This is a genomic window from Pseudomonas sp. MC6, assembly GCF_054790575.1.
On record NZ_CP186504.1, the window covers coordinates 2885489 to 2898822 of the forward strand.

At 60.7% G+C, this 13334-nt stretch carries 8 protein-coding genes; 6 read left to right on the top strand and 2 right to left on the bottom strand.

Features of this window, described 5'->3' with window-relative positions:
- Position 1 precedes the first annotated feature (1 nt).
- Positions 2–1390, top strand: coding sequence for an efflux transporter outer membrane subunit (locus ACOYXE_RS12975; RefSeq protein WP_460929534.1), 1389 nt, complete (start codon positions 2–4; stop codon positions 1388–1390).
- Between the two features lie 131 nt (positions 1391–1521).
- Here ACOYXE_RS12975 and pvdP read toward each other — a convergent pair whose 3' ends face one another.
- Positions 1522–3141, bottom strand: coding sequence for a pyoverdine maturation tyrosinase PvdP (pvdP, locus tag ACOYXE_RS12980; RefSeq protein ID WP_405121995.1), 1620 nt, complete (start codon positions 3139–3141; stop codon positions 1522–1524).
- Positions 3142–3393: 252 nt separating this feature from the next.
- On the opposite strand from pvdP, the gene pvdM reads away from it, so the two are divergent.
- The 5 genes from pvdM (at position 3394) to ACOYXE_RS13005 (ending at position 11356) form a co-directional block, all read left to right on the top strand.
- Complete coding sequence (gene pvdM / locus ACOYXE_RS12985) at positions 3394–4764, top strand: pyoverdine-tailoring dipeptidase-like protein PvdM (RefSeq protein WP_405121996.1); 1371 nt, start codon at positions 3394–3396, stop codon at positions 4762–4764.
- Positions 4761–6041, top strand: coding sequence for a pyoverdine-tailoring periplasmic protein PvdN (gene pvdN, locus ACOYXE_RS12990; protein WP_405121997.1), 1281 nt, complete (start codon positions 4761–4763; stop codon positions 6039–6041). The genes pvdM and pvdN overlap by 4 nt, the downstream gene beginning before the upstream one ends.
- 31 nt (positions 6042–6072) lie before the next feature.
- Positions 6073–6981 (top strand): dihydropyoverdine dehydrogenase, encoded by a 909-nt coding sequence (gene pvdO / locus ACOYXE_RS12995; protein WP_460929538.1) that lies wholly within the window; start codon positions 6073–6075, stop codon positions 6979–6981.
- Positions 6982–7126: 145 nt separating this feature from the next.
- On the top strand, positions 7127–8776 hold the full coding sequence (locus ACOYXE_RS13000; RefSeq protein WP_102900914.1) for a cyclic peptide export ABC transporter: 1650 nt from the start codon (positions 7127–7129) through the stop codon (positions 8774–8776).
- Positions 8777–8893: 117 nt separating this feature from the next.
- Positions 8894–11356, top strand: coding sequence for a TonB-dependent siderophore receptor (locus ACOYXE_RS13005; RefSeq protein ID WP_160057111.1), 2463 nt, complete (start codon positions 8894–8896; stop codon positions 11354–11356).
- Positions 11357–12306: 950 nt separating this feature from the next.
- Here the strand turns inward: ACOYXE_RS13005 and ACOYXE_RS13010 are convergent.
- A complete protein-coding gene (locus ACOYXE_RS13010; RefSeq protein ID WP_160057110.1) occupies positions 12307–13266 on the bottom strand; it encodes an alpha/beta hydrolase in 960 nt (319 codons plus the stop codon).
- Positions 13267–13334 lie beyond the last annotated feature (68 nt).

Genomic DNA, 13334 nt, shown 5'->3' on the forward strand with positions numbered 1-13334 from the left:
TATGAAACCGCGCCTCAGTTTATTGACCGTGTGCCTGATCCTCAGCGCCTGCGGCAGTCCCGTGCAACGCCCCGACAGTGGCGTGCAAGCGCCCGCGATCTGGCAGTCGCCGCACAGCGCCAGCAGCGCCCGCAACAACCTGCAGTGGTGGACGCAGTTCGGCAGCCCCGAGCTGGATCGCCTGATCGAACAGGCCCGCGTCGGCAGTTTCGACCTCGCGGCCGCCGTTGCCCGCGTGCGCCAGGCGCAGGCCGGCACGGTGATCGCCGGCGGCTCACTGCTGCCGGAGGTCAAGGCCGGGCTCAATGCCAATCGGCAGAAACTGCTGCGCGGCAATGGCTACAGCCAGCTCGATGCCAACAGCAGCAACAAAGCCGTGGACTACTTCGACACCAATCTGAGTGCCACTTACGAAATCGATTTCTGGGGCGGCAAACGCGCCTCGCGGGACAGCGCGCAGTTCACTTTGCAGGCCAGCGAATTCGACCGGGCAACCGTCGAGCTGACATTGCTCAGCGGCGTAGCCAGCACGTATGCGCAAACCCTGTCACTGCGCGAGCAGAGCCGCATCGCCGAACTCAATCTGGCCAACGCACAAAGCGTGCTGAAATTGGTGCAGACGCGTTTTGATTCAGGCTCGGCGACCGCGCTGGAACTGGCACAGCAGAAGAGCCTGGTCGCCGCCCAGCAGTGGCAATTGCCGCGCGTGCAACAGCAAGCCCAGGAAGCGTTGATCAGCCTCGCCGCCCTGCTCGGCCGACCGGTGCAGCAACTGTCGCCGACAGAGTCCTTCGATCACCTGCAATGGCCTGATATTGCCGCCGGCGTGCCCAGCGAGTTGCTCTCTCATCGTCCGGACATCGCGCGCGCCGAAGCACAACTGGCCGCCGCCGAAGCTGACGTCAAAGTCGCCCGAGCGGCGATGTTGCCAGCACTGACCCTGACCGCCCAGCTCGGCTCAGGCGCCAACCAGTTCGACGATTTGATTCGCAGCCCGTTCTACAACCTGACCGCCGGGCTGGTCGCACCGATCTTCAACAACGGTCGCCTCGGCGCGGAACGCGACAAGGCCACGGCACGCCAGCAAGAGCTGCTGGAAACCTATCGTGGCGCGATCATTAACGGTTTCGCCGACGTGGAAAAAGCCCTCAACAGCATTCGTCGGCTGGACGAGCAGCGGTTGTGGCAGAACGAAGAATTGAATCAGGCGCAGACCGCTTTCAACATTGCGCAAAGTCGATACGAGGCCGGTGCTGAAGATTTGCTCACGGTATTGGAAACCCAGCGCACGCTGTATGCCGCGCAGGACCAGAATGCGCAACTGCGGCTGTCACGAGTGCAGGCAAGCATTGCGCTGTACAAGGCGCTGGGCGGTGGGTGGACGCAGTAATAGCTTTGCCTGACAGACCGCTTTCGCGAGCAGGCTCGCTCCCACAATGAATGGCTGTGTTTGCGCAATCTGCGAGCAACACCTGATCCTGTGGGAGCAAGCCTGCTCGCGAATGAACGATGACGCAGCCCTCAAGCCGGGCTGGTTTTAGGCTTCAGATTGCGCGCATACCACGGTCGTTGCGGCACGCGGCGGAACAGCCCGGCAAGTTTTTCTTCGTCGGTGATGAAGGTGATGCGCAGCGCCAGTTTCATGGTTTCCGGATCCATTTCCACCGACTTGCCCACCTGCAGACCCGGCGTGGTGCTGCAGCCATGGGTGATCGGCCCCAGCCACGGATCATCAACCTCGACCCAACGCCCTGGCGCAAACCACTGCACGCCATTGACCTGCAGGCGGCTGACTTCACCCGGATGAAAACGCTCATGGGCGCGGAACCAGTCTTCGATGCGATCGTCGATCCAGCCATGAAAGTGCCAGAACGCCGGGTTGACGTGGGATGAAAACGGGTCACCGAGGAAGTCGTTTTCAGCGTTGTACCAGCGCGCAGCGAAGTCTGCCGGATCCCGTGCAAACGGCACCGGTTGCCCATTGGAAGGATCGCGCGGCACCGAAGCCCAACGCATGTGCAGCCAGTCGTGCAGCCCCAGCTCCACTTCGGAGCCGAACTGCCCCAACGTGAGTTTCGCCAGATACGCCGGATCGCGGTATTGCGACTCCCAGACCTGGAAGTTGCTTTCATAGGTTTCAGCAGTCTTGATGTCGCTGACCCACTGACTGAACTCATCGTCGCCCGCCGCCGTCCACGTTGGCGGCAAAGCCGTGCCGTCGTGGTTGTCGAAGTAGCGGGCGAAACCGATGCGATCGCGGATCAACTCCGGCTGCGGTAGCGGGAAATACTCCCAGGACGGCAGGTCCTGCATGGAACGCGCCGTACCGAGCATGTGCCGGTGCATGAAAAAGAAGTCCACGCCGGAGCCGTTGCGATCTTTGCGCGGGCCACGGGCATCTCGCTCCTTGTCACGCGGCCCGGGCTGCCAGCCAATCCCGCGCAGCGCCTCGCGCTTGTCCTCGGGAAGCTTGTGCCATTTGTCGCGCGTCGCATGCCACAACTGGTGGAACAGGCGATGCTCAGGAGAAATCAACCACGCCAGCAGCGTCGCGTTCAGCGGCGTGCGCTCGCGGGCTTCGGGAAACAGCTGCTTGACCGCGACGAAGCGGTTGTCCTGCGCAGGCAAATTCAACGGCCGGTCGAGGCGCAGCGCTTTGCCGCTGAGAGTGCCGCTGCCGGCATTGCCGAAATCGGCCCAGACCTCATCGAGGATCATGTCCAGCTCATAGCTGATCTGGCCATCGGCGCCGATCAACCGCCAACTCAGTTTCGCCGCATCGGCCTTGGCCAGATCACCGAGAATTCGGTAACGAGGTGTTTCGCCAGAGCGCAAACGCTCCGGCGTATCGAGAAAACCGCACACGCCCCGACCTTTATGGCCAATGTCGAGAAGCACCTGCAGACCTTTCTGCGGCAAGCCTGCAAGGCCCGCGTCAGCGCCTTCGAAACGGATATCCCAGACCCCGCGCAAGGCGTTCGCCAGGCGCTGACCGGCCATGTCCGCCACATCAAAAGAGGCCTCGCCCGGCGTGATCGTCGGATCCGGCTTCGTCCATTCACGATGCCCAAAATAAGCCGCCGGCACGGCAGCGCCAGTCAGCGCCAGGCCTGCCATGAACCATCGTCGAGAAATCTTCATTGCCCTACCTGTGTCAGCCATGAAGCAGGCTTTATCCAAGCTAGAACGTTTGTTGCGCAGGTAAATTTATGTGGGTTTGAAAAGATCGCAGCCTTTGGCAGCTCCTACATGGAATGTATATCCCTGTAGGAGCTGCCAAAGGCTGCGATCTTTTAACCTGGCAACCTAAATTCCACGGCCATCCACTCGTTCTTCCCAGATAGCAAAGGCCCCCGCGCCTGCACCTCAATGGCGAACCCGACTGAGATGGCAATGACAAAACCACGTTCGAAAAAGGCTCTATTCATTGGCCTGCCGTTAGCCTTGGCGATCAGCGCCGGCGCAGGCTTTGCCGTATGGCAACACTGGTTCAAGGATGACCTGGGCTACCCGGTCAAAGTCATGAAACAGGCAGATGAGCTGCACGAACGCATGCTCTCTTTCGATAGCCATGTCAGCCTGACGCAGAACTTCGGCACCGACGGCCACGAGGCCGACAAGGACGGTGACGGCCAGTTCGATCTGGCCAAAGCCAATCGCGGTCGCCTGTCCGGCGCGGCACTGACCATCTTCGGCTGGCCAGAAATGTGGAACGGTCCGAACGCACCGCACAAGCCAACACCCGGCTTCGTTGACGAGGCGCGCAACCAGCAGGAAATTCGCTTCAAGATCATCTCCGGCATGGTCCGCGACTATCCCAATCAGGTCGCCATCGCCTACACCCCGGATGATTTCCGTCGTCTGCACGGCGAAGGCAAATTCGCGATTTTCATCAGCATGCTCAACGCCTACCCGCTGGGCCACGATCTGAGCCTGCTGGATATGTGGACGGCGCGCGGCATGCGCATGTTCGGTTTCAGCTACATCGGCAATAACGACTGGGCTGATTCATCGCGTCCGTTGCCGTTCCTCAATGATTCACCGGACGCCCTCGACGGTCTCTCGGATCTGGGCAAGCAAGCGGTCAAGCGCCTGAACGATCTGGGCGTGATCATCGACGTCTCGCAAATGTCGACCAAGGCCCTTGAGCAAGTCGCGCAACTGAGCCGCACGCCGCTGATCGCCTCGCACTCGGCGCCACGCGCGATGGTCGATATTCCACGCAACCTCAGCGACAAGGAAATGCAGCTGATCAAGAACAGTGGCGGCGTGGTGCAGATCGTCGCATTCTCGCAATACCTGCGCCCACTGACGCAGACCACGCAAGACAAACTCAATGAGATGCGCAAGGACTTCGATCTGCCGCCCCTGCCAAACCTGGCCATGGCGTTGATGCCCGGTGATCCGATCATTGCCGCGTGGTCCGAACAGAAGTTCGGCCAGTACGCTGGCCGCCTCTACGGCATCCTCGAAGAAGAGCCGAAAGCCAGCCTCAAGGACCTGGGCGACGCCATCGATTACGCGGTGCGCAAGATCGGCATCGATCATGTCGGCATCAGCTCCGACTTCAACGAAGGTGGCGGCGTCAAAGGTTTCGAGAACGTTGGCGAGATCCGTAACGTCACCGCCGAGTTGATCTCGCGCGGTTATTCCGAGGCGGATATCGCCAAACTGTGGGGCGGCAACTTCCTGCGGGTCTGGGATCAGGTCGAGAAAGCCGCGAAACCGGCACTGGCCGCTGCACCGGGAACCGCTAGGCCATGAGCAATCGTCGTGCTTTTCTCAAGCAGGCCGGGATACTGGCTGCGGCGCTGCCACTGGGTGCGAGCCTGCCCACGCTCGCCAGTGCTTCAGCCGTTGCGCCGCTGCCGCGCAACAAGTGGGCGCAGCTGCAACAGCTGTTCGATCAGGACCCGGACTGGCTGCACTTCTCCAATTTTCTGATCACCTCGCACCCCAAACCGGTGCGCGAGGCCATCGAGCAGCATCGCGCGGCCCTCGACAAAAACCCCGGTCTGGCGATGGATTGGGACCTGGGCGTGATCGAACAGCGCGAGGAAAACGTGCGGGTCTGGGCCGCTCGCTACTTGCAGGCCAACGCCAAGCAGATCGCGCTGACCGGCAGCACCACCGAAGGCCTGGCGACGATTTATGGCGGCGTGCATGTGCGCGCCGACCAGGAAATTCTCACCACCGTCCACGAACATTACGCCACCCACACCATCCTCGCCTTGCGCACCGAACGCGATGGCACGCGGGTGCGCAAGATCCCGTTGTTCAAGGATGTGTACAGCGCCAGCAAAGCCGAAATCCTCGCCAACATCGACAACGCCATACGCCCCGAAACCCGCGTGCTGGGCATGTGCTGGGTACATTCGGGCAGCGGCCTGAAACTGCCAATCGGCGAGATCGGCGCAATCGTCGACAAGCACAATCGCGGTCGCAGCGATGCCGACCGGATCGTCTATGTGGTCGACGGCGTGCACGGCTTCGGCGTGGACAACCTCAACTTCGCGCAAATGAACTGCGACTTCTTCATCGCCGGCACACATAAATGGATGTTCGGCCCACGCGGTACCGGGATCATCTGCAGCCGCTTCGAAGACGTCAGATACGTCACGCCGGTTATTCCGACGTTCTCCGAAGCCACAGCGTTTTCCACCACCATGACCCCGGGTGGCTACCACGCGTTCGAGCATCGCTGGGCACTGGACGAGGCGTTCAAGTTGCACCTGCAACTGGGCAAGGCTGATGTCGAAGCACGCATTCACGCGCTCAACAGTTACTTGAAACAGCGCCTGCAACAACGTCCGCAAATCGAACTCGTCACGCCGTTGAGTCCTGCGCTGTCCGCCGGTTTCACATTCTTCCGGGTCAAGGGCAAGGACAGCGACAAGATCGCTGCGCACCTGATGGCCAACCGTGTGGTCGCCGATGCCGTCCACCGCGATGTCGGCCCGGTGATCCGCACCGCCCCCGGGCTGCTCAACGACGAAGCACAAATCGACCGTCTGCTGGCCGTGCTCGACCAAGCCCTCTGAGCGCTCCCTTTTTCTTTTAGCGAGACCCGCCATGAACAGTGAACTGCGTCGTTTTCCTCTCAAGACCCTGCCGGCGCTGATGCTCACCGCCCTCGCCGCTGGCCTGCTGCCTGGCGTTGCCCTGGCCGCCACGCCTGCGGCGCCGGGCAAGGTGTTCAAGGACTGCAAGGACTGCCCGGAAATGGTTGTGCTGCCCACCGGCACCTTCACCATGGGCACCCCGGATGACGAGGTCGGCCGTGAGCCTGACGAAGGCCCGATGCACCCGGTGACGTTTGCCCAACCGTTGGCGATCAGCCGCTTTCAGGTGCTGCGCGGCGAGTGGGATGCGTACCTCAAGGACAGCGGCTACAAGATGCCCGACGGCGACACCCGCCCCGGTCGCGCGTGCAAGGCCGGCATCCCCGACTATCAGGGTAGCGACCCGCGCAAACAGTACACCGACAAGCACCCAGCAGTGTGCATGGACTTTCCTGAAATCGAAGCGTACGTGGCGTGGCTGTCGAAAAAGACCGGCAAGCAATATCGACTGGTCAGCGAATCCCTGCGTGAATACGCCGCACGTGGTGGCAGCACCGGGCCGTTCCCCTTCCCATTCGATGAGGGGAAGGAATACAGCATCGCCAAACACGCCAACACTTACGGCGCCGCCGATGGCTACAACTTCACGGCGCCGGCCGGCAGCTTTCCAGCCAATGCCTTCGGCGTGTACGACATGCACGGCAACATCTATGAATGGACCGCCGACTGCTACAACGAAAACTACGTCGGCGCACCGAGCGACGGCAGCGCCTGGCTGAGCGGCAAATGCGAGATCCGCCGCATCCGAGGCAACGACTGGGGCGAAGCGCCAGTGTTCTCCCGCTCCGGTAACCGCAATGCCACCTACACCGACACGCGCGGCGACTGGATCGGCTTTCGCGTCGCCCGCGATCTGTAACGCCATCGCCGGCTAAATTAGCCGTCCTGCCAGTCGTTTTACAGGTGAGCGCGAACCGCCACGGTGCGCCACCGCCCTCTACGTCATCCAGGCGAAGTCCGCGATCAATAGCGGCCTTCGCCGCTCTTTCAAGCAGGGAACCTCCATGAGCAAACCAACACGCGGGGTGATCAAAGAATTGTTCGCCCTGCTCAAACCCTTTCGGCTGATCGTGACCGTCTCGACCCTGCTCGGCATGGTCGGTGGTCTGAGTGTCACCGCGCTGCTGGCGACCATCAACAGCGTGCTGCACACCGAAGGCGACCTGAGCAACACCGTGGTCGTTATCTTCGCCGGGTTGTGCCTGCTGGCCCTGACCAGTTCGATTTTCTCCGACATCGGCACCAACTATGTCGGCCAGCACATCATTGCCAAACTGCGTAAGGAGCTGGGCGAGAAAGTCCTCTCGGCCCCCATTGAACAGATCGAGCGCTATCGCAGCCATCGTCTGATCCCGGTGCTGACCCACGACGTCGACACCATCAGCGACTTCGCTTTCGCTTTCGCCCCGCTGGCGATTTCCATGACCGTCACCCTGGGCTGCATGGGCTATCTGGCGATGTTGTCATGGCCGATGTTTTTGATGGTGGTGGTCGCGATTCTGCTGAGCACGATCATTCAGTACATTGCTCGCGGGCGTGGCATGCAGGGCTTCATGAAGGCCCGCGACTACGAAGACGAGTTGCAGAAAAACTACCACGCCGTGGCTGAAGGCGCGAAAGAACTGCGCATCCACCGCCCTCGCCGCCACCGTATGTTCGTTGCCGGTATCGAAGGAACGGCGAACAAGATCTGCGACACCCAGGTGCGCTCGGTGAATACGTTCGTCATCGCCAAAACCCTCGGTTCGATGCTGTTTTTTGTGGTCATCGGCTTGGCGCTGGGCTTGCAATCGCTGTGGCCGAGCGCCGATAAAGCGGTGATCAGCGGTTTCGTGCTGGTGTTGCTGTACATGAAAGGTCCGCTGGAACACCTGATCAGCACCTTGCCGATTGTCAGCCGCGCACAGATCGCCTTCCGCCGCATCGCCGATCTGTCGGAGCAGTTCTCCTCGCCCGAACCGCATCTGTTGCTCAGCGATCAAGGCCCGAAAAACAACGTTGTGCACAGCCTCGAACTGACCGATGTGTCGTACAGCTTCCCGACCGTGGAAGGTGCGGCACCGTTCCGTCTCGGCCCGGTGAACCTGAAAATCGAACAGGGCGACATCATCTTCATCGTCGGTGAAAACGGCTGTGGCAAGACCACCCTGATCAAGCTGCTGCTGGGCCTGTACGCGCCGCAACAGGGTGAGATCCGCCTTAACCAGCAGATCATCGACGCCGCGACCCGCGATGATTATCGTCAGTTGTTCACGACGATTTTCGCCGACTATTACTTGTTCGACGACGTGGTCCAGGGCGACACGCATATCCCGGAAGACGCCAACAAATACCTGCAGCGTCTGGAAATCGCCCACAAGGTCAGCGTGCGTGACGGTTCGTTCACCACCACCGACCTGTCCACCGGCCAGCGCAAGCGTCTGGCGTTGATCAACGCATGGCTGGAAGAGCGTCCGGTGCTGGTGTTCGACGAATGGGCCGCCGACCAGGACCCGACCTTCCGCCGCATTTTCTACACCGAGCTGCTGCCTGACCTGAAGCGTCTGGGCAAAACCATCATCGTCATTTCCCACGACGATCGTTACTTCGATGTCGCCGACCAATTGGTGCGCATGAGCGCCGGCAAAGTGGTCACCGAGCTTCAACCCGCCTGATTGTGAAAAATTTGTAAAAAAAGTGCGTTGAGCCTTTCCGGTTTTCGGAAGGTTCAACGTCTTATTTACAGTTAATAGAAATAGTTCTCAGTCAACACTTTGAAGAGTAGAAGAATAATGCCCGCACCGCACGGACTCCACCCGCTCGCCAAGGCTCTGCTGATCCGCCGTTCTTTCCGTTCCACGTTGCCAGCGCTGTGCGCCATGGTTCTGACCTTGCCGATGATCGGCCAGGCGCAGGCTGCGGCCGTGGCGATCAATATTCCTGCCCAGTCGCTGGGGAGCGCTTTGCAGGAATTCGGCCGCCAGACCAACCTTCAGGTGCTGTACAGCCCGGATGAAGTGAGTGGTCTGCGCAGCAGCGCGGTCAGCGGCAACCTGGAACCGACTGCCGCCATCGCGCAGTTGCTCAACGGCACCGACATTGCCTACAGCGTTGAAGGCAATAACGTCGCGTTGCGCTCGCGCAGCAACAGCGGCGCCAGTCTGGATCTGGCACCGACCAACATCTCCGCCACCGCGGAATCGGCCTGGGGTCCGGTCGACGGGATCGTCGCCAAACGCAGCGCCACGGGTTCGAAAACCGATACGGCAATCAAGGTCATCCCGCAGACGATCAACGTCGTCACCCAGGACGAAATCAAGATGCGCGGTTCGCAATCGGTCACCGAGGCCCTGCGTTATACCCCGGGCATCACTGGTGGCGGATTCGCCGACCGCGTGAAGATTTTTGACGAGCCGACTTCCCGCGGCTTCTCCCCGACTCCGCTGTACCTCGACGGCCTGCACATGCCTTACGGCGGCGGCAGCACCGGCGGTTCGCTGCAGATCGACCCATACACCCTGGAGCGCATCGAAGTGCTCAAAGGTCCGGCCTCGGTGCTCTATGGTCAGAACCAGCCTGGCGGCATCGTCAACATGGTCAGCAAGCGTCCGACCGCGACACCGCTGCACGAAGTGAAGATCGGTGGCGGCAGCTACGACCGCGCCTACGGTGCCTTCGACCTCGGCGGCCCGATCGACGATCAGGGTGAATTCCTCTATCGCCTGACCGGTGTGGTCAACGACAGCAACTCGGCCATCGACTACGCCAGCCAGAACCGCATGATGCTGGCGCCAAGCCTGACCTGGCTGCCGAACGACCGCACCACCATCACCGTGTTCGGCCAGTACCAGAAGGACCACGACGTACCGGAAGCCCAGGGCCTGCCAGCGTTCGGCACAGTCAAGAGCACCTCCAATGGTCGCATCAGCCGCAGCCGCTTCATCGGCGAGCCGGACGTGAACAAATACCATCGCGAGCAGTTTGTCGTCGGTTACGAAATCGCTCACGAACTCAACGACGTCTGGACCTTCAAGCAGAATGCCCGTTACGCCGACGTCAACGACCAGTACGTCGCGCCGCTGCACGGCTATTCGTTCCCGACCAACCCGGTCACCGGCCTCAACGACAGCAGCTTCCAGAGCCGTTACGCCGTGGACTGGTCGCAGCACAACAAGGTCTACGGCCTCGATAACATTGCCCAGGCCAAGTTCAAGACTGCCGATATCGACCACACCGTGCTGTTGGGCGTGGACTACTACCACTTCAACTCGAAGTTCCTTGGCCTGTATGACCGCACTGCTCCGGGTATCGACCTGTACAACCCGGTGTATGGCAGCGCGATCAACTTCCGCCAGCCGTACAAATGGGATAACACCATCACCCAGACCGGTCTGTACGCTCAGGATCAACTGCGCTGGAACCAGTGGTTCCTGACCCTCGGCGGTCGTTACGACTTCGCCGAAACCGACAACAAGCAACCGCTGACCGGTGGTCACAGCAACCAGAAAGACGAGAAGTTCACCGGTCGCGCCGGCCTTGGCTACGAGTTCGAGAACGGCATCACCCCTTACGTGAGCTACGCCGAATCGTTCCTGCCGCAAACCGGTACTGACATCGGCGGTGGTGCGTTCGAACCGACCACCGGCAAGCAGTACGAAGTCGGTATCAAGTACGAACCGACCTTCGTCGACGGTTTCATTCAGCTGTCGGCTTACCAGATCGACCAGGACAACATGCTGACCACCGACCTCAACAACCCGGGGTTCAGCGTGCAGAGCGGTACGGTGCGTTCGCGTGGCGTAGAGTTGGAAGGCAAGGTCAATGTCACGCAGAACCTGCGCGTACTGGCCGCCGTGTCGCGTAACCAGACCAAGTGGCACAGCGCCAACGACGGTCGCGAAGGTCGCACCGTGGCCATGGCTCCGCCGCTGACCGCATCGGCGTGGATCAACTACGACTTCGACATTTCTACTGCTCTGGCCGGTTTCGGCATGGGCCTGGGTGCTCGTTACGTACAACAAAGCTACGGCTCGGACTACGAGTCGGATTCCTTCCAGGTACCGTCGTACACCGTGTATGACGCGATGGTTTCCTATGATCTGGAAAAATCGCCTCTACATGTCAAAGGTGTGAAGCTGCAGGCTAACCTGCAGAACATCACCGACGAGAAGTATGTTGCCGCGTGCAACGGGACCCTCGACTGCTACTACGGCGAAGGCCGTACCATGACTGCTGACGTGACCTACAACTGGTAATACGTTTTGCGCTCACTGAAACGCCGGCATTTGCCGGCGTTTTTTTTGGGGCTGATTTGGGCTTGGCGGCCTGTGGGCCGACCAGGCTTTTGGGGGGTTGGGATCTTGGGTTTTGGGTGTATATCCGTTGCTTCGGGTGCTGCCGCTGGCGGTTTCGCTCTTACAGCGACTCACTTTTTCAAACGCCAAAAAGTAAGCAAAAGGCTTTGCCCCTGGCGTACGGCACTTCGCTTAGGCTCAGTGTTCCCTCGCTACGGTGTCCATCCGGGGGCATCGCCTACGGTTTGCTTCGCTGCACCTCCTCTCGATGTGTGCGGCTGCGCCGCACGGCGCTGCGCGCCTAACCCCCGGGATGAACACCTACGCTCGGCCTGCCGATGGGGCAAAAGATCAAAAGCCGAAGCAAGATCAAAAGCCAGATCAAGAGCCCCTCACCCTAGCCCTCTCCCTGAGGGAGAGGGGACTGATCGGGCTGTTTGGGAGGGATACGCCGACGTGAAATACCGAGTCGAACTCAGATCTTGAAAAACACCCAAATCGGCTCCCTCTCCCTCGGGAGAGGGCTGGGGTGAGGGGCAAATCCACCACCAAACCCAAAGCCGACCACGCTGTGCTCTTCACCACTCAATAGGCCGAGTGTCAGCTCGCCTGCTTTTGATCTTGATCTGTAAGGCGACGTCGGAAGGCTGAGTGGAGGGATTGATCCGGGGGTGGGAGCGCAGCGACCGTTTGGCGCAGCCAAACACAGCGAGAGTAGGTGCAGCGAAGCAAACCGGAGACGCTGCGCCCGGATCGATCCCGGAGCGAAGGAACCCCGAGCCCCAGCGAGCGGGCCGCACGCAGGAGCAAGCCTTTTTGGTTACTTTTTCGGCGTCTGGAAAAAGTGACCCGCCGTAAGGGCGGAACCCTAATCAGCAACACCCGCAGCAACGGATATTCCCCCCCCCTCGTCAAGCCAAAGCAAACACCTCTACCAAGCACCCAGCAATATGCTCCTGCGCCTCTTCAGCCTCATCAATAATCGCCCCCATGCGCATGAAGTCGTGGGTCATTCCCTCATAAACCTTCAGCTCCACCGCAACCCCCGCCGCCTGCAAGTGACGCGCATACGCCACGCCCTCATCGTGCAACGGATCACACTCGGCCAACACCAACAGCACCGGCGCAACGTTAGCGTTAACCTCAGCCAGCAACGGCGAGAAACGCGGATCGAGACGATCACTGGCATCACGCTGATAGTGCTCATAAAACCACTGCAGCGAAGCCTTCTCCAACAGATACCCTTCGCCGAACTGCTCGATGGAAGGCGTGCTGCGACTGGCATCGGTGACCGGATAGATCAGCACCTGCAAGCGCGGCTGCACAGCCGCATCCGTCAGTTGCGCGGCGAGCACCGTGGTCAGGCTGCCACCGACGCTGTCACCGGCAATCGCCAGACGCGCGGCATCGATGCCCAGATCCGCAGCACGGGCCACCAGCCAGTCCCAGGCATCGCGGGCGTCGTTGGCTGCCGTCGGAAAGCGAAACTCCGGCGCCAGCCGATACGCCACCGACAACACCACACAATCAGCCATCGAAGCCAACGCCCGGCACAGAGAATCGTGGGAATCGAGGCTGCCGACCACATAACCGCCACCATGGAAATACAACAGCGCCGGACGCCCGGCACCGCTACTCAAAGGCTGATTGCTGTAGATCCGCGCGTTCAGACGCGTGCCATCGCGCACCGGCAATTGCAGTTCATCCACCACAACCAGCTCTTCGCCGCCGGCGTCCATCAACAACGACGACTGATCAAACTGTTCGCGAGCCTCTGCCGGGCTCAGCTCATGCATGCCAACGCGCTTGCCACTGGCCCGGCCGTTGCCGACCAGTTGCAGGAACGCGGCGATATCAGGGTTCAACGACATTCGTATCTCTCCAGACAGGTCGAGCGCCATAAAGGCGCCCGACCGTTTTTTCAGGTTCAGAACATAGT

Coding starts and splice junctions, on each gene's coding strand:
- ACOYXE_RS12975 (WP_460929534.1), top strand. CDS start 2: ATGAAACCGCGCCTCAGTTTATTGACCGTGTGCCTGATCCTCAGCGCC.
- pvdP (WP_405121995.1), bottom strand. CDS start 3,141: ATGAAGATTTCTCGACGATGGTTCATGGCAGGCCTGGCGCTGACTGGC.
- pvdM (WP_405121996.1), top strand. CDS start 3,394: ATGACAAAACCACGTTCGAAAAAGGCTCTATTCATTGGCCTGCCGTTA.
- pvdN (WP_405121997.1), top strand. CDS start 4,761: ATGAGCAATCGTCGTGCTTTTCTCAAGCAGGCCGGGATACTGGCTGCG.
- pvdO (WP_460929538.1), top strand. CDS start 6,073: ATGAACAGTGAACTGCGTCGTTTTCCTCTCAAGACCCTGCCGGCGCTG.
- ACOYXE_RS13000 (WP_102900914.1), top strand. CDS start 7,127: ATGAGCAAACCAACACGCGGGGTGATCAAAGAATTGTTCGCCCTGCTC.
- ACOYXE_RS13005 (WP_160057111.1), top strand. CDS start 8,894: ATGCCCGCACCGCACGGACTCCACCCGCTCGCCAAGGCTCTGCTGATC.
- ACOYXE_RS13010 (WP_160057110.1), bottom strand. CDS start 13,266: ATGTCGTTGAACCCTGATATCGCCGCGTTCCTGCAACTGGTCGGCAAC.